Source organism: Exiguobacterium sp. s16 (assembly GCF_018618115.1).
In the GTDB taxonomy this organism is placed as follows: domain Bacteria; phylum Bacillota; class Bacilli; order Exiguobacteriales; family Exiguobacteriaceae; genus Exiguobacterium; species Exiguobacterium mexicanum_A.
This window is the reverse complement of sequence record NZ_JACSLM010000004.1, coordinates 206261-223707: the sequence shown is the minus strand read 5'-3', so window position 1 is coordinate 223707 and position 17447 is coordinate 206261. Positions and strand designations below refer to the sequence as shown.

Sequence of the window (17447 nt, the reverse complement as noted above, 5' to 3'; positions counted from 1 at the left end):
TGGCTCAATCAGTGGATTCCGTTGAAAATAAGGTCAATAATTTTGGGCGTGGACGAAGAAGAAGTACTAAAGAAACAGGGTAATCGAAAATTGACTTTCTGTTGAATTTTGGAAACCTATTTATATATCTTTTCGTGCTATCATGAATGCAAAACGTTTGAACGAGAGTAGGGGACTTATGAACGAGGGGAACAATTCATCACAAACATACCGACAACATCAAGAGAAACTGTTCGAACTCGTCCGGATGCCCGACGTGACGGAGGAAGCGGTGCGACAGACGCTTCATTACATGTGCGAAGTCGTCTCCGATATGCTCAACGTCGATACGGTCTCGATTTGGCACTTTGACGAAACGTACGCATCGATCAGTTGCCAAGTCGCCTATTCGAAAGAGAGTGGCCCGAGTGAACCGGCATTGACGGTCATGCGTGGGGATGCACCTGTCTATTTCGACGCCCTACGGACGAACCGGGTGTTGCCGTTTGAGAACGTCCGGACCCATGAGTGGGTGAAGGACTTGTACCAGCAACATTTCGTGGAAGGGCAGCGGGTGTACTCGATGCTCGACGCGCCGATCTATGCGAACAATCGGGCCAAAGGGGTCATCTGTTGCGAGACGTTTGAGCCGCGGCAATGGACGTTTATCGAGGAATTGATTGTCAGCACACTGTCCGATTTTATCGCCATCCTTTATCTCCGGCTCGACCGTCAAGAGATCGACGACCATCTCGCCAAGCTCGCCTATACGGATGAACAGACCGGACTCATGAACTTGAACGGCTTCATCGAACGGGTGGACGCGCTCCGGGAACAGACGCCGCATCAGCTCGGGTCATTGATTTATTTGCGGGCGGACGAGTTCCGCTCCGTCGAGACGGCGATCGGTATACAACGGGCAGACGAGATCGTCATCGAACTGTCAGAACGAATCCAGCAAGTCGTCGACGTCTCGCTCTTGGCGCGGATTTCTCAATCCGGTTTCTTGCTATGGACGCCTTACGGGGACCGAATCAAAGTCAAAGGATACGCCGATTTGATTTGCGAGACGGTGACGAACGAGCCGTTCGCGGTCGGGGAACTCGATGTCGTCTTGACGATGAGCGCCTTCATCTCGATCGAGGACAAGTCACGTTCGACGCTCGAGATGATGGATACGACTCGGATCACGGCCAATGAGCGTCACGTGCAGCGTGGAGGGATCGCTTTTTACGAAGAAGAGATGAGCGAGAAAGCGACGGCACGCCTGACGCTTGAGATGAACCTCCGTAAAGGGCTCGCCTTGAACGAGTTCACACTCTACTATCAGCCGAAGATTGAAGCGGCGACCGGAAAACTGAATGGATTTGAAGGATTGATGCGTTGGATTCATCCGAAACACGGGTTGATCCCACCGCTCGACTTCATCCCGATCGCCGAGTCGACGGGCGTCATCATCGCCCTCGAGGAATGGGCACTCGCCGAGGCTTGCCGTCAGTTGAAAACGTGGCACGCCTCGGGACGGATGTATCAACTCGCACTGAACTTGTCGGCTCGTCATTTTCTATCGGACGGGGTCGTCGAGAAGTTGGGCCAAATCGTCAAAGAGATGGATGTCTGTCCGAACTATTTGACGTTCGAGATCACCGAAAGCGTCGGGATGGAGAATCAACAGCACGTCATCGAACGTTTCATCGCCTTCCGGGAACAAGGTTTCTCGATCTCGATTGACGACTTCGGGACCGGCTTCTCGGCGTTCGTCTATTTGAAGCACTATCCGATTCACGAGATTAAAATCGATCGTCAGTTCATCCAAGTGACGGATAACGACCCGACCGGCAACGTCATCGTCCAGTCAATCATCGAGCTCGCTCGTGGGCTCGAATTGAAGACGGTGTGCGAAGGCATCGAGACGCCGGAACAGCTCGACACGCTCCGTTCGCTCGGCTGTGATGAGATGCAAGGGTATTACTTCTCGCGTCCGCTCCCAATCGACGAACTCGAGATGTGGATCGAAGATTATGAAACGACAAAAAAGGATTCGCTCCGTTGAGCGGATCCTTCTGAATGGACCGTAGACATATCAAATGTCTGCGGTTTTTGTTTGTCCCCCCAGACACGACTCGCATTTCTGGGGGCAAGCAGGGAGCCGTATTGCGACTTTGTCGCTGCCAGGTCTCCCTTTGCTTGCTAATCCCCTAGAAGTCGATTCGTGTCCTTGGTCGGGCTAGCTGTCTGTAATTGATTGTGTCATACCGGCAACTCGATGCGAATCGTCGTCCCGGACCCGCGTTCACTCGTCACCGTGACGGCGCCGCCGTGCGCTTTGATGATGTCCCGGGAAATGGCCATCCCGAGCCCGCTCCCGAGCGCATCGGTCGTGTTCGTGCCCCGATAGTAGCGCTCAAAGATGTACGGAAGGTCCTTCGCGTCGATGCCGGTGCCATCGTCTTGAATCGTGATCGTGTCGTGCGCGACGGTGACACGGACCGCGACCGTCTCGTCGTTATGGAGCAAGGCGTTATACAAAAAGTTGAGCAACGCCCGCTTCATGAAGTGCCGGTCGATTACGCGCGTGGCCGCATCCGTGCTCGCGAATGAGATGTCACGCTCGGAAAACCGCGCGTCGTTCAACACGTCGATGACGAGCTCACGGACGAACGGCTCGAGTCCGGTCTCAATCGTTTCGAGCGGGAAGTCACCGTGCTGGAGCCGCATCGTCAAGTTGAAGTCGTCAATCAGTTCTTTCATATACAAGGCTTGGCGTTCGATGACCTCGGCGTATTGTCGTCGCTCTGCTTCCTCGAGGTCACGATCGTCGAGCAGTTCGGCGTAGCCTTGGATCGAGGCGAGCGGTGTCTTCAAATCGTGCGAGACGTTGCTCATCCACTCTTTCCGGCGTGTCTCGAGCTCTTCCCGTTCCGACTCGTACGTCGTCAACGTCTCGGACACGTCGTTCAAGTTGGCGAAGACGGGTCGATACATGCCGGGTCGTTTCGGTTCGACGGTCGAGAAATCACGCGCCTTCAACTGGGCGATCCGTTCGGTCAATCGATAGACGGGTTTCGTCAAAATCGAGGTGAAGGCGAGTCCGATCAGCGCGGCGACGGCGAGATCGACGATGAGCAAGATGAGCCCGGCCTTCGACAAGTAGGCGAGGACGGACTGGGGGTCGATCATCGTGACGATGCGGCCCTCGGTCGCCTCGGGGAAGCCGACGAGATAGCTGTAGTCCTCGAACTCGCCGATGAAATAGAGGACGAGGTCGTCGTCCTTATATTTGTAGATGTGAATCAATTCGATCGGCGAGTACGCGTCCGGTGCCGTCGTCGGCGCATCGATGTCACTGACGACACGGCCCGACTCGTCGAGCACTTGCAGGAACGCGTTGTTCGCCTCGAGCGCGCGCACCCCGTCCGGGCTGACGACCGGTTCGCCGTCCTCGAGCGTCATATATTGGTTGAACGTGCGCGTGAACGTCTCGCCGGAGCTGCTCTCGACGTCATCAATCCCGGTCCGCTGATTGATGAGGAGTGTCACGAGAATGACGACGTTCAAGATGACGACGATGGCGACGATGGCCAGGATCGATATCAAATAACTGCCGGTCAGTTTCCATTTCACAAGAGACCGCCTCCTATGCCTCGAACTTGTAGCCGAGCCCTTTGACCGTTTTGATGTAGGTCGGTTGGGACGGGTTCGGTTCGATTTTTTCTCGGAGCCGGCGCATGTGTACCATGACCGTGTTGTCGGCGCCATAAAAATCTTCACCCCACACTTGCGTGAACAGCGTCTCTTTGCTGAGAATCCGGTTCGGATTACGCATGAAGCAGGCGAGCAGGCCGACTTCTTTGGCCGTCAGCTCGAGCCGGACCCCGTCGCGATCCACTTCGGTGCCGTCCGCGTTCAACCGGAACGGGCCGACGACCGTGTCATTAGGGAGCTCAGGCGCATCATAGAGCGAGACGCGGCGGAGTTGCGCCTTGACACGGAAGGCGACTTCTTTCGGGCTGAACGGCTTCGTGATATAGTCGTCGCCGCCGATGGCGAGGCCGAGAATCTTGTCGACCTCGTCGGACTTGGCCGACAGAAACAAAATCGGGATGTTCGACGTGTTCCGGATTTGCCGGCACAGCTCGTAACCTTCGCCGTCCGGCAACATGACGTCGAGGATGGCGAGATGGGGTGCGAACGCCGTGAACGTTGCGAGTCCGTCTTGAATTGTGTGGGCCGTCCGAATCTCGCGGAAGCCTTCTTTCTCTAACGCTTTTTGGATGAGCGTACATAAGTCTCTCTCGTCATCGACGATTAAGATACGTGGTTGTTCCATGATCATCACCTCTCGTTCAAGCATAACATTTAAGGATTTCGTAAGGTACGCGTGATTTTCAGTTAAGGTACGGCCTGTATCGTTGTATTCAGAAAGAGGTGCTGAACAATGAATCCATTACTACAAGTTGATGCCATTAAAAAAACATACGTGACCGGGGGCAACGCCTTCCATGCACTCGATGGGGTGTCGTTCACGATTGACCACGGCGAATTCGTCGGGATCATGGGGCCGTCGGGCGCCGGGAAGTCGACGCTGTTGAACGTGCTCGCGACAATCGATACGCCGAAGGACGGGGACATCCTCGTCGACGGCGAGAATATCGCCAAGCTCGAAGAAGAGGCGCTCTCCGACTTCCGGCGCGACCATCTCGGTTTCATTTTCCAAGACTATAACCTGCTCGACTCGCTCACGGTCCGGGAGAACATCTTGCTCCCGCTCGCCGTCACGAAGACACCGGTCGATGAGACGCGGTCGCGTGTCGACGCGCTCGCGAAACGATTCGGAATCACGGCGATCCTCGACCAATACCCGTACCAAATCTCAGGCGGTCAGAAACAGCGGACGGCGGTGTGCCGCGCGCTCATCTCCAATCCGAAGTTGATCTTTGCCGACGAGCCGACGGGTGCGCTCGACTCGAAGTCGGCGACGGATCTGCTCCAGACGCTCGCCGGGCTGAACGAGGCCGAGACGACGATCATGATGGTGACGCACGATGCCTACGCCGCGAGTTTCTGTCGCCGGGTCCTCTATATCCAGGATGGACGGTTGTCGAAAGAACTGATTCGCGGCACGACGTCGCGCGACGCCTTCTATCAGACGATTCTCGACGAGCTGAAGGGCGGTGCGTCCGATGACGCTGTTTGATTTAGCGAAGAAGAACGTCGCCCGGAACTTGTCGCGCTATGCACTCTACGTCGGGACGACCATCTTTTCGATCATCATCTATTTCACGTTCGCGACGCTCAAACATAGCGATGAAATCAGCGGCATGGCCGAGACGTCGGGGCAGATCCGCAGCCTGATGAGCGCCTCGACGTTCATCTTGCTCGTCTTCGTCGCCTTGTTCATCGCCTACTCGAACGCTTTCTTTTTGAAAGGACGGAAGCGCGAGGTCGGGCTCTATTCGCTGCTCGGGGTGCGCAAGAAACAAATCGGGACGCTTCTTTTGTTCGAGAACCTCGTCATCGGAGCGGTGTCGCTCCTCGTCGGGATCGGACTTGGTCTGCTCGGTTCGAATGCGTTGTTACAACTGTTGCTCCGCTTGATGAACAGCGACTTGTCGATCGGCTTCACCGTTTCGACGTCGGCGCTCATCGAGACGACGCTCGTGTTCGTGGCGATTTTCTTGTTCACGTCGTTCCAAGGCTATCGGGTCATCTATCGCTTCAAATTGATCGAGCTGTTCCATGCCGACCAGAAAGGGGAGGACGTCCCGGAAGCGAGCCCGTTCATGGCATTCCTCGGGGTACTCGTCCTCGGTGCGGCCTATTGGCTCGCCTTGCAAGACTTGGCAACGTCACCGCTTTGGAGATACCTCACAGCAGCGATGCCGCTCCTCATCATCGGTCTCACAATCGTCGGGTCGGGCCTATTGTTCCATAGCGTCCTCATCTTCATCCTCGGCCGCTTGAAAGCGAATGAGCGTTGGGCGTGGCGTCGGCTCAACTTGTTGACGACGTCACAGCTGTTATACCGGATCCGTGGCAACGCGAAGACGCTGACGCTCATCAGCATCATCAGTGCGACGGCGATCACGGCCGGCGGTGCCATCTTCAGCGTCTATTATTACGCCGAGCAACAAGTCACGTCGTACGCCCCGTACACGTTCGCCTGGCAAGGGGAGACACGTGACATCGACGCCGACGTGCTCCATCAGACGACGGTCCTCGAGAAGACGGTTCGTGTCGCTGGAGAGATGGGAGAACGCGAATATGGCGTCATCGACGAGTCGACGTTCCGTGACGTCGCGTCCAATCTGGGCTGGGATACACCTGAAACGCTAGCCTCCGACCAGGTCTACTTGATCGATCCGTTCTATGACGAGCGGTTCTCAGAAAACGTGACCGCGGTCGAGCTTGATGGCGTGACGCATGAAGTCTCCTCCCGCTATGAGGAGACACCGCTCAACGTCATGACGTTCGGTGGCTTGCTGCTTGTCACGCCGGACGACGTGTTCACGGCACTGCCGGGAGAGGCGTTGGCGTATCAGGCCGTCTCGGTTGCCGATTATAAAGAGCAGACCGCCTTATCCGAGTCGTTGTCGATTGAGGCGAACTTCTCGAGCGCGACAGCGTTGTATAGCGAGGCGATGGCCGTGCACGGCGCGCTGTTGTTCGTCGGCAGCTTCCTCGGACTCGTCTTCCTCGTCGCCACCGGTAGCATCATTTATTTCAAGACGATGACCGAGGCCGAGGAGGACCGGGCCAAATACGCGGTGTTGCGGAAAGTCGGCATCTCGAAGCGGGATGTGAAACGGACAATCCGTCAACAGATTGCCGTTGTGTTCCTGGCGCCGTTCTCACTCGGGATTGTGCACGCCTCGGTCGCCCTCGTCGCATTCTCACGATTGCTGGCGATGGATTTCACGTTGCCGGTGCTCGTCTGGATGGGTGTGTACAGCGCGATTTATGCGCTCTACTACGTGTTGACCGTACGTCGGTTCACGAAACAAGTGATATGAAGGAGAGAACATCATGAAAAAAGGAATCATCGCGAGCCTCGCGCTCATCGTCGTCATCATTGGGCTCGTCAATATCGATTGGCAACGGATTGGGAAGGATCATGTCTATGTGCAAGTCGGGGAGGTCACGGAAGTGGAAGAGACGACACTCGACTCGGGTGACGTCGTCCGCCGCTACGTCTACTCGACGGAAGCGTTGACGAAGGACGGGGACTCGCAAGCGGTCACGTTCACGGCGGCGAAAGAACTTCGGAACGGGGCGTACTTGAAGCTGTACGTCAAAAATAAAGATGAGGTTACGTCATACGACGAAGTGTCGGTCGCGGACGTCCCCGAAGCGGCACGAGAGAAGTTATAAAAAATAAAGCACGATGCATAACCCGTCTGTGGGAATTGAGGTGTCGTGCTTTTTCGCATGTGTCATGAATTGGGGCGTCCCATCGAAATCGACTTGCTCTGGGTAACAAGCGTATAATAGAATCACTAACACTTTAAGAAAGGAAGCGGGCTATATGTTTGAGCAACTGACGAATAAAAAAGAGCAACTAGATCAAAGCCGACCGCTGCCGACGTATACGCTTCAAAGTTTGAGAGCAAAACTCTTTTTAGAATGGACATATAACTCGAATGCCATTGAAGGAAATACGTTGACAATCAACGAGACCAAAGTGGTGTTGGAAGGTATAACGGTTGGCGGGAAGACGATGCGAGAACATCTAGAAGTGATCAACCACCAAGATGCCATTTCCTACGTAGAAGAAATTGTTCGACGTGAAGAGCCGCTGACGGAGTGGCAAATTAAAAATTTGCACCGTCTCGTCTTGAAAGGCATTGATGATGCGTATGCAGGCGTCTATCGGGATCAGCAAGTGTTTATTGCCGGAGCCGCTCATGTGCCGCCGCCTCCTTATCTCATTCAAGAACAGATGGAGCAGCTGATAAATTGGTATGAAACAGAGACGAATACGATGCATCCAGTTGAACGGGGTGCTTTATTGCATGCTAAGTTCGAGGGGATTCATCCGTTCATTGATGGAAATGGTCGTACGTCTCGGTTATTGCTCAATTTGGAGTTGATGAAGTCCGGTTATCCGCCTGTCGTCATCAAAGTCGAAAATCGCCTGAGTTATTACAATGCGCTAGATCGGGCGCATACGACAGAAATGTACAACGACTTTATCAATCTGGTCGCTACAGAGGTCGAAACATCGCTTGATTTGTATTTGAGCGCCATCGCCCCTCGTCCATCCAAAAACAGCCCTTCCTGAATCGTCAGGAAGGGCTGTCTCATGTCCGCTCATTCATGCGGCAGTTTGGTTTTTAATTCTAACTGGAGTATGTACGCCAATTCTTTATGGGCCAACTCGGAGAAGTTCGTCTTTTTGACGTGTGTCCGGGGCCGTAGTCCGCATTCCAATGCGATGTCGACGATAGTCCGAATCTGATTTTCCGTATAGAAGCGCTTGCGTCCCATCGTGAACGGGGTCGGTGGCAAGACGCCGTCGGTTTCCCATTTGATCAGCTGTTGCTGGCTACGGGGAATCCCGGCGACATGAAACGCACGGCTCAGTTCTTTTAGTGGATAGACGGTCAATGGGCGTTCGTTGTACAGGAGCGGCTTCGCGTTTTCGGGGCGATAGTCATCCCAGTCGGTCGCGTAAAACGTCAGGTCGGTTTGGTCGAAGTCGAGTTGAGCGGAAGGAATAGGGGTGTTGAGTGCGAAGTCTAAGCTGTTCATCTAGAGTATCTCCTTCTTCAAGTCAAACTGGTCATTTCGAAAATGCCCTCCTCCGTATAGTACCCCATTTTCAAGTAATTAACTGTCAGTTTTTTCAAAGTGGGGAAATGAATTCGTGGGACTTTAGGCGTGTTTTCAAAATTCGATTGACGCCTATTAAGATACCCTAATTGGTATGGGAATTCAAGGAATAAAGCCGATTTATGACGATGAATGCGCCTTCATTCAGAATGGGTCTATAGTCGTTACGAAAAGGTTACAAGGAAATATGAGCAAACATTCACCAACTGCGGTTAATAGGGGCGAAGGAGGTGAGACATATGGCAGTGTATCGAGAATACGCAAGCGTCTTTTATCTCGACACGAAGCGGCTCGTTGACGGCAAGGAAAAGCGTCAGCTCGTCCGGTTCGGTCCACTCGGTGCGCGGATGGAGACCGAGGAGATCAAGCAGTTCGGTGATCTGTTGATTCCGCTTCTCGCGGTCGAATCCGCCGCATACGTCGTGTCGCGTGAGTTCCACGTGACGTTCTAATTGGAGGAACCCCTGATGCGTGTACTAATGCGTTCCGCCGGAGCCTTGTCCGATGAGCGGGTGGGCACATGAGCTGGCCCGAACTCATCTCGAACCTCGGCTTCCCGATCGTCGTCTCGCTCTATCTGCTCCATCGGATTGAGACGCGCCTTGAGCGCATGATTCAATTGCTCGAGCGTCTCGACTCGACCTATCCATCCGAATCGTAATCCATCCCTGAAAGGAGCCATCCCCCATGGCCGTATTGACTGAAAAGAAAGCGACGCTCGTCTTGACGACGCACCATGATTTGAACAGCTTGAAACCGACGAAGAAAACGCAGCGCTTCGGTCCGATCCGGGCGGCGCTCACGGCTGACAACGCCGAGGCGTTCGGCCACCTCATGCTCGACTTGACCGAGCAAGAAGATTTCACCGTGTCGGTCGTTCGCGAATACGATCTCGTCTAATCACACCCACATCCAAGGAGGACTAACCCATGACTGAGACTAAAGTAGAAATCGCATTTTTGGATATGTTCAATAAAGTATCACGCTTCCGTTTGAATAACGTGAAACAACCGGTCGATCCGTTAAAAGTCCAAGCACTCGCCGACTTCATGGTCGCCAACGACCCGCTCGGCAAGAGCGTCGTCAAATGGACAGAAATCAAGATGATTGAAGGCACGCAAACCGTGTTGAACGTCCAATAACGAATCAAGAGATGACTGAGTTTTCAGTCATCTTTTTTTATTTTGGTCAATTTCCTTTAGATTCCTCGACGTCAAGACGATATAGGAAGAAACGTTGCACGCGAGAGGGGAAAATACATATGTCAGTGAAACAGAAGTGGAAGGCGTTGCGGAACCGTTTGAACGTCCGGCGCTTTCAATGGAAACCGAAGTGGCGAAAGTCGAGCACGCGTGAAGGGAAGCGGGTGACCGGCAAGAACCTGACCATCCGTCAAAAGCTGTGGGGACTCGTCATCCTCGCGCTCCTCATGGTCGCAGGGGTCGGCGGCTATTCGCTCTTGTCGCTCGCCGATGCGAACCGGCAAGGCGATGATATCGTCAACAACTGGAGCAAAGGGCTCGACTACGCCCATGAACTGAACACGCTCGCGGCGAACTATCGCGCGCTCGAACTCGAACACATTGTGACCGACGACGCGGCCGCGAAAGAAGAATTGATGACCGAGATGAAAGACATTCGGACGCGCATCAATGAGATCGCCCCGAAATACGAACAGACGGCGACGGGCGAGACAGACAAAGAGCTGTTCGCCAACTTCAGTCGGCAGTGGGAGATGTATCAGCGTGTATCGGACAACATGCTCATCTTCAGCACGTCCGGCAATAACGGCATGGCCCGTTCGTATTATGACGCCCAGTCACAATCGACATACGATAACTTCACGCAACGCCTGAACAAACTCGTTGCTTATAACTCGGAAGGATCAGAACGCGTCGGCGCCGACATGGAACGCGAGTTCGGGCAGTCGCTCATCGCACTGCTCGTCGTGACGATCGGAGCGTTCGTCTTTCTCTTGTTTCTCGGACTGAGCTTATTGCGCTCAATCATCAAACCGATGCGGGTGCTCCAAGAGAAATTTGACGAATTGGCCTCGCAAGGCGGCGATTTGACGATGGCCATCCCGGTCACGTCGAACGATGAGATCGCTCAAGTGAGCCGCTCGTTCAACACGTTCCTCGCCACGTTGCGCGACATCATGGTCGATGTCGACAAGACGGCGAAAGTCGTCCTCGTGTCGTCGAAAGAAGTGGCGACGGAAGTGACACAATTGAGCCGTTATATGGAAGAGACGTCAGGCACGGTCGAAGAATTGACGGCCGGTATGGAAGAGACGGCCGCGTCGTCGCAAGAGATGAGCGCGTCGACGACCGAGATGGGCAGTTCCATCGATACGATCGTCGACTTGTCGAACGAGAGCGCCAAGACAGCGAGCGATGTCGAGCGTCGGGCCCATGCGCTCCGTGAGCAAGCCGTCGCCTCGAAGACGGAAGCGAACGCCATCATCGACAAGAAGCGCATCGAGCTCGACGACGCCATCAAAGGGGCGCAGTCGGTCGAACAGATCCGTGTCTTGACGAGTGCCATCTTGACTATCGCCGACCAGACGAACTTGCTCGCCTTGAACGCATCGATCGAGGCGGCCCGGGCCGGGGATGCCGGTCGCGGCTTCGCCGTCGTCGCCTCGGAGATTCGTAAGCTCGCCGAGAACTCGCGCCAGACGGTGAACGAGATTCAAGCGGTATCGCATACGGTCATCGACTCGGTCGCCCGGCTCAACACGAGCTCGGCTGATATGTTGACGTTCCTCGATACGAAAGTGCTCGCCGATTACGACCGGCTCGAGGAGTCGGCCACGCAATATGAAGCGGATGCGACCGTATTTGGGGAGACGGCACAGACGTTCGAGACGAACGCGCTCCAACTCCGCCATATGACCGACAGCATCCTCCACGTCATCCAAGAAGTCGCGACGACCGTGACGGAAGGGGCGGACGGGACGCAATCGATTTCGGAGAAAGTCCAACTGTCCGTCGAGCGGTTCAACGACGTCCAAACTCGGATGCACGAAACCGAACAACAAGCGATCGAACTTTCGAATCGTGTGTCACAGTTCAAGTTATGAAACGAGGCCGCAGCCGTGAGGAGCTGCGGTTTTTTTGTGACAAAAAATGGAACATAAGACTCGTAAATAAGGTCAATCGATAAAAGAATTGGAAACAAATGTGGAAAACCGTTTGCACAAACCGATAGAAATCATGTGATTCCAAAATTTGATAGAAATAGAGGTGTGAGAGGACGCGTTCCTCGAGAAGATGAAAAAAAGGCTAAATCAACTCACATTGACGCAGAAACTGTTTGGCGGGATTGGAATGATTCTTTTACTCGTCGTAATCGGGATGGGTTACAATCTGATGGCGCTGAACGATGCGACGAGCCGATATGAAGAAATGATTTCATCAGATGTCATGCGGATGAAGGCGGCCGATGAACTATCGTTAGGGATGGTCCGTCAGGCGTATGGCCTGCGTGGTTATATTCTTGAACAAGAGCCGGCCCGGCTTGAAGCAGAGCAGCAAGGGGCAGAAGAGAAAAAAGAAGCAATCAACGCCCTGTTAGAACTCTCGCCTTCGACAGAAGAGACGAAAGAACTAGAGAACTTGATGTCATACGCGTTAGGTTACGATGACTTAGCACAACAGTTGATTCAAGCAATCGACGCGGATGATCAAGAGACGGTGGACCGACTCGCGCTCCGGTTGATGCCGGATGTGACGGCATCGATCATTGAGTCAGGCGAGACGATGCAAGCCGAATCGGAAGCCGCGATGTTGGCGAAGCAAGCGCAGCTTGAGAGCCGAGGTCAAAGTGCATTGATATACTCTGCAGTGATTGCCGTCATCATTTTCGTACTCACGCTTGGCGCCGGCTACTTCCTCCAGCGCATGGTCACGGTCCCGCTCCGTCAATTATCGGACGAGGTCGGTATCGTCGCCGACGGTGATTTGACACGCGCTGACCTTCAAGCGCTCACGCGCGATGAAATCGGCGAGCTCATGCTCGGTTTCAACCAGATGAAAGGCAACCTCCGCGAACTCATCGACGAAGTGAGCCGGAACGCCCAAGAAATCACGGCCCAGTCGGAAGAACTGTACGCGAGCACGGAAGAGATGTCCTCGCAAACGGAAGAGACGACACGGATGATTGAACAAGTCGTCGGTGAGACGGTCAACCAAGCGGCAGCTGCCTCGAAGAGCGGACAGGCGGTCGCGGCGGCCGACGAAGGCGTCGAGCGGATCGCCACGTCGATCGGGACGATCAGCCAAGACGTCCAGACGAGTCTGAAGCTCGCCGAACGCGGGGAACAGACGATTCAACAAGCGAAGCAAGAAGTGCTCGCCCTCGAATCGGAGACGGTCGTGACCGGCCAGTCAATCACGGCGTTGAAACAACAATCAGACGAGATTGCCCTCATCACCGAGGTCATCCAGTCGATCACCGACCAGACGAACCTGCTCGCCTTGAACGCGGCCATCGAAGCGGCCCGGGCCGGGGAACAAGGGAAAGGCTTCGCCGTCGTCGCTGAAGAAGTCCGCAAGCTCGCGGAACAGTCGAAACAATCGGCGTCCCAAATCGCCGGCTTGATCGAATCGATTCAAACGCAATCGAACGCGGTGCTCGAACGTCACGCCATCAGTGCCCGTCGCGTCGAGACGAACACGGCGTTGCTTGAAGAAGCGACGGCGTCGTTCCAACAAATCGTCGGGCAATTGCACGCCTCGGTCGAGAACACGGAACAGATTCGGGTCGCCTCGAGCGAGATTGCGACGACGACGAAACAAGTCGCGACAGCGGCAATCCATATGGCGAGTGACAGTGAAGGCACGGCCGAGACGATGCGTAGCGTCGGTGAGACGGCCGACGCCCAGCTCGCGATGATTCAAGAGTTGAACGGTGTCGCCGAGTCGCTCGGCAATATGACCGGAGACTTGCAGACGCTCATCGGTCGCTTCCAAACGTAATGTGGACCGTCCTTTCCTGTCCAGGGGAGGACGGTTTTTGCGTGTTCCAAGGATTGAGGGGGCAGGGTTAGGGGAATTGCCGAAGAGAGATATCGATCTCGATTACAGTGAAAAGGGGACAGGATTATGAAATATACCGTCATCACCGGGGCAAGTTCAGGCATTGGCTATGAAGCGGCGAAACAATTCGCCAAACAAGGGAAGTCGCTCGTGCTCGTGGCGCGTCGTCACGATGAACTCGAGAAGCTGCGGAGTGAGATCAAATCGATTTCACCGAAGAGTGACGTCATCATCAAAGCGAAAGACTTGTCTTATAGCGAGAACGTGTACGGATTGTATGAGTCACTCGCCGATCTCGATATCGAGACGTGGGTCAATAACGCCGGGTTCGGGGACTCGAATCTCGTGAAAGACGTCGAGGTCGGAAAAATCGAGAACATGATCCGCTTGAACGTGGAGGCGTTGACGGTGCTCTCGAGCCTATACGTCCGCGACTATCACAACGTCGAAGGGGCGACGCTTGTGAACGTCGCGTCTGTCGTCGGCTATCACATCGCCAAAAAAGGTGTCACGTACAGCGCGTCGAAATTCTTCGTCAGTGCCTATACGGAAGGGCTCGCCCGAGAGCTCATGAACGACGGGGATAAGCTGCGGGCGAAAGTGCTCGCACCGGCCGCGACGGAGACCGGCTTTGCGAACCGTGCCCGTGAAGAAGAGGACTTTGATTATAGCCAAAACGTCGAGAAGTATCATACGGCCGAAGAGATGGCCGAGTTTTTGCTGCAGTTGCTCGAAAGCGACCAGGTCGTCGGCATCGTCAACCACGAGGACTACTCGTTCGAGTTGCGCGGACCGATTCATCCGTATATGGGATAAAAACAAGGGGTCCAGTCACCGACATGCGGTGGCAGGACCCCTTGTTTGTTTACGACGAACGCATCGAGTCCCCGTAACCCCCGGTCAAGCGGTGCGTGAGCCGGTGGTACCAGTAGCGAAGACGTAAGCGATATACATACAGTCTGGACGTGTTCGGCAAGACCACGTTGTCGATATAATCGGCGAACATGGCGCGGAACATATGGTCCTCACTGTCGTCATATGTCGCACTCCACATGCCGTGCTCTTCGACCTCGAGCAGCATCGCGATCGTCTCGTCATCGAGCTGATGATTGTCTTCCGGCAACCGTTTGACGAGCATCTCGACCCGATGGCTACAGATGGACGCATAGAGCGAGTGGGCGCGCGGGTTGCGCGGGTTCGCGTTCAAGTACCCGATGGCCACCTTGAGGAGCTCATCGTTCATCTCGAGCGGAATCTCATCGAACGCTTGGAAGAATTCGAGTAGCATCGGCACGGTCTCTTCATTGAACCCGGCGAGCCGGACGTAATGCATCAAGTGGAGTCCGGCCTCCCCGTAAAACTTGCGGTTGAAGTAATGGACGGCGATCGCGCGTTGGACCATCGGCACGTCCGGATAGCGTTCGACGGCGCGAAGGAAATACTGCTCGGCCTCGAACGTGAAATTCGTATCATCGCTCAAGAGACCGTGGAGGCAGTGAATCATATAATGGTCGCCTTTTTCGCCCGCTGCTTCGAGCGCGGCGCGGGCCCGGCCGAACTCGCCTTCGCGAATGAGCGGATATGCCCGCATCGCCGGGAAGAAAGGGTCCTCGGGAAAGTGCGTCTCGCCGCGGACGATGAGCGACTCGATGGACTCGGCGTTATAATCGTCAATCAGTTCTTCAAGGAGCATCATCTCAAGGAAGGTGCGTTGAAAATCTAGATGGTGTAAATCGATGGTGTGTTTCATGAGGGTCCCTCCCAAGTTCATGAGTGTGGCTTCATTATACCGAGCAATTGGACGGACGAGTAGATTAATTTCAAAAAATGGGAAAAGAAAAGGGAAGGATTTCCGTGGAAAGGGAGGAATGGAGATGGTCACGTTCACAGGGTATATCGTCGAGCTCGAGCCAACGCGGATTCGAGTCGCGCCGAACTTGGATGCCGAGCCGTTCGATGGGATCGTATTTCACTGGGAGGAGCCGTTGCGAGAGGACGAGACACCGCTCGCCGTAGGTCAACAGGTGCGCGTCGAGCATGATGAGAAGATGACCCGCTCGCTGCCGCCACAGGCGACGGCGCATCGAATCGATGTGCTATGATGGTGTCGAGGTGAATTGAATGGGACAGTCGAATTTCTTATGGATGGGCGTCGTCATCGCCATCAGTGCGCTGATCGTCTGGTTGTTGCAGGACGTGATGCCGTTTTGGATGTTGTCGATCATCCTGCTCTTGTTCGGGGCCGCGGTCGGCAACGTGCAGCGGCGCTCTCGAAAAGACACATGAAAAAGCACGTCATCATTCAGATGGCGTGCTTTCTTCGTCTTCTGCCGGCTCGTCCGGGACATCCTCGGTCGCGTCAGTTGCGTCCGGTTTCTCCTCGGTGACGGGCGGTGACGTCGGTTTATCGGTCTTGTCTTGTTTCGGCTTTGTGTCGGGCTGATCTGTCTTTGGTTTTGTGTTCGGTTTGTCTTGCTTTTTGACCGGTGCCGGTGCTTCCGCTTCTTTCTCCTGAGCGGCTGGCTTCTCTGGCTCGACCGGTTCCGCCGGTTCGGTCACAGGGACGTCAGGATCGGTCGGTTGCTCCGTTACGGGAGGCGTCTCGGGTTCTTCGGCCGGTTGTTCCGGCTCGGCTGGTGCTTCCTCTTCGACCGGAGCCGGTTCTTCTGCTGGCTCCTCGGTTTCAGTTGGAGCTTCGGGAGCAGCTTCTGGTTCCGGTGTCGGTTCCGGTTCTGGAGCCGGAGCGGGTTCTGCCGGATCTTCTCGTTTCGGGACCGGTGTGATCGGTGCGACCGGTGCGAGTTCAGCGGCCGGCGTACTGCGTTTTTTCGTCGGTGGCGGGGCCGGCGTGTCCGACTCGAGAAACGACAACACGTCTTGTTCGAACAAGGCGACCGGGAGCGTCTTCGTCACCAAATGGAGGCCGAGCACCCGGCCATTGGCCGTGACGATTGGGCTGCCGACGGCGCGGTTCGGTAAATCGAATTCCCGCTTATAGCTGTCTTCTTCGAACGTGAGCGTTCCTTCGATCTGCTCATCCGGCGCGAGCGTTAACACCGGCTCGTCCTGTCCGACAATCGCGTGGCTGAACGAGAACGGTGTCGCCTTCACTTTCTCGATGCGGATGACGGCGATGGCGTCGGTCCGACCGACGACGGTACCGTTCACGGTCTCGTCACCTTGTTTCAATGTGACGCGAGTGATGCCGGCGACGTTATGGGCCGCCGTCAATACGTCTTGCGGGCTAATCAAAAAGCCGGAGCCCGTTCCAATCGTATATAAGCTATCTTGCAACGTCTCGAGGTCGACGGTGGTGGCCCCGTCGGCCGAGACCGTATCTTCGGTGATGTTCAAATCGACTTTGTCGGCGAGCGATTCACTCGAGCGCGGAGTGTCGGTGAGATAGGCGTTCGTTAAAAACGAGACGAACGCGATGAGTGCGATGACGATGGGGACAGCAATCCATTTCAAGCGACGTGGGCGATGGCCACACGTCGGACAAACAGTGGTTTTCGAGCGGGTCTTCGCTCCGCAGCGTGGACAAGTCACGGGATGACACCTTCCTTTATAAACATAGATGATATGCCTATTCCT

The 17447-nt window shown here is 55.0% G+C and carries 19 protein-coding genes; 14 read left to right on the top strand and 5 right to left on the bottom strand.

Translation table 11 applies throughout. The features are described 5' to 3' along the window. Window positions 1-178: 178 nt before the first annotated feature. Complete coding sequence (locus KNP86_RS10000) at window positions 179-2032, top strand: sensor domain-containing phosphodiesterase (protein ID WP_214754134.1); 1854 nt, start codon at window positions 179-181, stop codon at window positions 2030-2032. A 197-nt stretch (window positions 2033-2229) separates the two neighbouring features. Here the strand turns inward: KNP86_RS10000 and KNP86_RS09995 are convergent, their stop codons facing one another. Continuing rightward, on the bottom strand, window positions 2230-3603 hold the full coding sequence (locus KNP86_RS09995) for a sensor histidine kinase (protein WP_214754132.1): 1374 nt from the start codon (window positions 3601-3603) through the stop codon (window positions 2230-2232). Between the two features lie 13 nt (window positions 3604-3616). After that, complete coding sequence (locus tag KNP86_RS09990) at window positions 3617-4309, bottom strand: response regulator transcription factor (protein ID WP_034778944.1); 693 nt, start codon at window positions 4307-4309, stop codon at window positions 3617-3619. A gap of 108 nt (window positions 4310-4417) precedes the next feature. On the opposite strand from KNP86_RS09990, the gene KNP86_RS09985 reads away from it, so the two are divergent. The 4 genes from KNP86_RS09985 (at window position 4418) to KNP86_RS09970 (ending at window position 8260) form a co-directional block, all read left to right on the top strand. Beyond that, window positions 4418-5176 carry an ABC transporter ATP-binding protein gene (locus KNP86_RS09985; RefSeq protein ID WP_214754130.1) on the top strand — a complete coding sequence of 253 codons (759 nt, stop codon included), beginning with the start codon at window positions 4418-4420 and terminating at the stop codon, window positions 5174-5176. Next, window positions 5163-6992: an ABC transporter permease gene (locus KNP86_RS09980; RefSeq protein ID WP_214754129.1), complete on the top strand. Its 1830-nt coding sequence runs from the start codon at window positions 5163-5165 to the stop codon at window positions 6990-6992. The genes KNP86_RS09985 and KNP86_RS09980 overlap by 14 nt, the downstream gene beginning before the upstream one ends. Window positions 6993-7005: 13 nt before the next feature. Next, entirely contained in the window at window positions 7006-7350 is a 345-nt protein-coding gene (locus KNP86_RS09975) for a YxeA family protein (RefSeq protein WP_214754127.1), read from the top strand. 154 nt (window positions 7351-7504) lie between these two features. Further along, the gene (locus KNP86_RS09970) at window positions 7505-8260 is read left to right on the top strand and encodes a Fic family protein (protein ID WP_058764455.1); all 756 of its coding nucleotides are present in this window, start codon (window positions 7505-7507) and stop codon (window positions 8258-8260) included. A 29-nt stretch (window positions 8261-8289) separates the two neighbouring features. Here the strand turns inward: KNP86_RS09970 and KNP86_RS09965 are convergent, their stop codons facing one another. Beyond that, entirely contained in the window at window positions 8290-8730 is a 441-nt protein-coding gene (locus KNP86_RS09965) for a MerR family transcriptional regulator (RefSeq protein ID WP_138858918.1), read from the bottom strand. Between the two features lie 320 nt (window positions 8731-9050). On the opposite strand from KNP86_RS09965, the gene KNP86_RS09960 reads away from it, so the two are divergent. The 7 genes from KNP86_RS09960 (at window position 9051) to KNP86_RS09930 (ending at window position 14669) form a co-directional block, all read left to right on the top strand. Continuing rightward, window positions 9051-9263 carry a hypothetical protein gene (locus tag KNP86_RS09960; RefSeq protein ID WP_029594867.1) on the top strand — a complete coding sequence of 71 codons (213 nt, stop codon included), beginning with the start codon at window positions 9051-9053 and terminating at the stop codon, window positions 9261-9263. 68 nt (window positions 9264-9331) lie between these two features. Continuing rightward, window positions 9332-9472 carry a YvrJ family protein gene (locus tag KNP86_RS09955; RefSeq protein WP_016510821.1) on the top strand — a complete coding sequence of 47 codons (141 nt, stop codon included), beginning with the start codon at window positions 9332-9334 and terminating at the stop codon, window positions 9470-9472. A gap of 26 nt (window positions 9473-9498) precedes the next feature. Further along, window positions 9499-9711 carry a hypothetical protein gene (locus KNP86_RS09950; protein ID WP_058764453.1) on the top strand — a complete coding sequence of 71 codons (213 nt, stop codon included), beginning with the start codon at window positions 9499-9501 and terminating at the stop codon, window positions 9709-9711. 29 nt (window positions 9712-9740) lie between these two features. Beyond that, window positions 9741-9953 carry a DUF2922 domain-containing protein gene (locus tag KNP86_RS09945; RefSeq protein WP_034778930.1) on the top strand — a complete coding sequence of 71 codons (213 nt, stop codon included), beginning with the start codon at window positions 9741-9743 and terminating at the stop codon, window positions 9951-9953. Between the two features lie 119 nt (window positions 9954-10072). Beyond that, entirely contained in the window at window positions 10073-11896 is a 1824-nt protein-coding gene (locus tag KNP86_RS09940) for a methyl-accepting chemotaxis protein (protein ID WP_214754125.1), read from the top strand. 190 nt (window positions 11897-12086) lie between these two features. Continuing rightward, window positions 12087-13793, top strand: coding sequence for a methyl-accepting chemotaxis protein (locus KNP86_RS09935; RefSeq protein WP_214754123.1), 1707 nt, complete (start codon window positions 12087-12089; stop codon window positions 13791-13793). A 126-nt stretch (window positions 13794-13919) separates the two neighbouring features. After that, complete coding sequence (locus KNP86_RS09930; protein ID WP_214754121.1) at window positions 13920-14669, top strand: SDR family NAD(P)-dependent oxidoreductase; 750 nt, start codon at window positions 13920-13922, stop codon at window positions 14667-14669. Between the two features lie 49 nt (window positions 14670-14718). On the opposite strand, the gene KNP86_RS09925 is transcribed toward KNP86_RS09930, so the two are convergent. Next, window positions 14719-15603: a tetratricopeptide repeat protein gene (locus tag KNP86_RS09925; RefSeq protein ID WP_240731297.1), complete on the bottom strand. Its 885-nt coding sequence runs from the start codon at window positions 15601-15603 to the stop codon at window positions 14719-14721. Between the two features lie 124 nt (window positions 15604-15727). Here KNP86_RS09925 and KNP86_RS09920 point away from each other — a divergent pair, with 124 nt between their 5' ends. Next, complete coding sequence (locus tag KNP86_RS09920; protein ID WP_058764445.1) at window positions 15728-15955, top strand: DUF3221 domain-containing protein; 228 nt, start codon at window positions 15728-15730, stop codon at window positions 15953-15955. Between the two features lie 19 nt (window positions 15956-15974). Then, window positions 15975-16139 carry a hypothetical protein gene (locus KNP86_RS09915; protein WP_034778922.1) on the top strand — a complete coding sequence of 55 codons (165 nt, stop codon included), beginning with the start codon at window positions 15975-15977 and terminating at the stop codon, window positions 16137-16139. Between the two features lie 12 nt (window positions 16140-16151). Here KNP86_RS09915 and KNP86_RS09910 read toward each other — a convergent pair whose 3' ends face one another. Continuing rightward, window positions 16152-17402, bottom strand: coding sequence for a hypothetical protein (locus KNP86_RS09910; RefSeq protein ID WP_214754119.1), 1251 nt, complete (start codon window positions 17400-17402; stop codon window positions 16152-16154). Between the last annotated feature and the right edge of the window lie 45 nt (window positions 17403-17447).

Bases quoted from the DNA above. Each gene is read 5' to 3' on its own strand.
- KNP86_RS09980 (WP_214754129.1), top strand. From the start codon at position 5,163: ATGACGCTGTTTGATTTAGCGAAGAAGAACGTCGCCCGGAACTTGTCG.
- KNP86_RS09915 (WP_034778922.1), top strand. From the start codon at position 15,975: ATGGGACAGTCGAATTTCTTATGGATGGGCGTCGTCATCGCCATCAGT.
- KNP86_RS09940 (WP_214754125.1), top strand. From the start codon at position 10,073: ATGTCAGTGAAACAGAAGTGGAAGGCGTTGCGGAACCGTTTGAACGTC.
- KNP86_RS09950 (WP_058764453.1), top strand. From the start codon at position 9,499: ATGGCCGTATTGACTGAAAAGAAAGCGACGCTCGTCTTGACGACGCAC.
- KNP86_RS09975 (WP_214754127.1), top strand. From the start codon at position 7,006: ATGAAAAAAGGAATCATCGCGAGCCTCGCGCTCATCGTCGTCATCATT.
- KNP86_RS09925 (WP_240731297.1), bottom strand. From the start codon at position 15,603: ATGAAACACACCATCGATTTACACCATCTAGATTTTCAACGCACCTTC.
- KNP86_RS09960 (WP_029594867.1), top strand. From the start codon at position 9,051: ATGGCAGTGTATCGAGAATACGCAAGCGTCTTTTATCTCGACACGAAG.
- KNP86_RS09965 (WP_138858918.1), bottom strand. From the start codon at position 8,730: ATGAACAGCTTAGACTTCGCACTCAACACCCCTATTCCTTCCGCTCAA.
- KNP86_RS09945 (WP_034778930.1), top strand. From the start codon at position 9,741: ATGACTGAGACTAAAGTAGAAATCGCATTTTTGGATATGTTCAATAAA.
- KNP86_RS10000 (WP_214754134.1), top strand. From the start codon at position 179: ATGAACGAGGGGAACAATTCATCACAAACATACCGACAACATCAAGAG.
- KNP86_RS09955 (WP_016510821.1), top strand. From the start codon at position 9,332: ATGAGCTGGCCCGAACTCATCTCGAACCTCGGCTTCCCGATCGTCGTC.
- KNP86_RS09920 (WP_058764445.1), top strand. From the start codon at position 15,728: ATGGTCACGTTCACAGGGTATATCGTCGAGCTCGAGCCAACGCGGATT.
- KNP86_RS09985 (WP_214754130.1), top strand. From the start codon at position 4,418: ATGAATCCATTACTACAAGTTGATGCCATTAAAAAAACATACGTGACC.
- KNP86_RS09990 (WP_034778944.1), bottom strand. From the start codon at position 4,309: ATGGAACAACCACGTATCTTAATCGTCGATGACGAGAGAGACTTATGT.
- KNP86_RS09935 (WP_214754123.1), top strand. From the start codon at position 12,087: ATGAAAAAAAGGCTAAATCAACTCACATTGACGCAGAAACTGTTTGGC.
- KNP86_RS09930 (WP_214754121.1), top strand. From the start codon at position 13,920: ATGAAATATACCGTCATCACCGGGGCAAGTTCAGGCATTGGCTATGAA.
- KNP86_RS09970 (WP_058764455.1), top strand. From the start codon at position 7,505: ATGTTTGAGCAACTGACGAATAAAAAAGAGCAACTAGATCAAAGCCGA.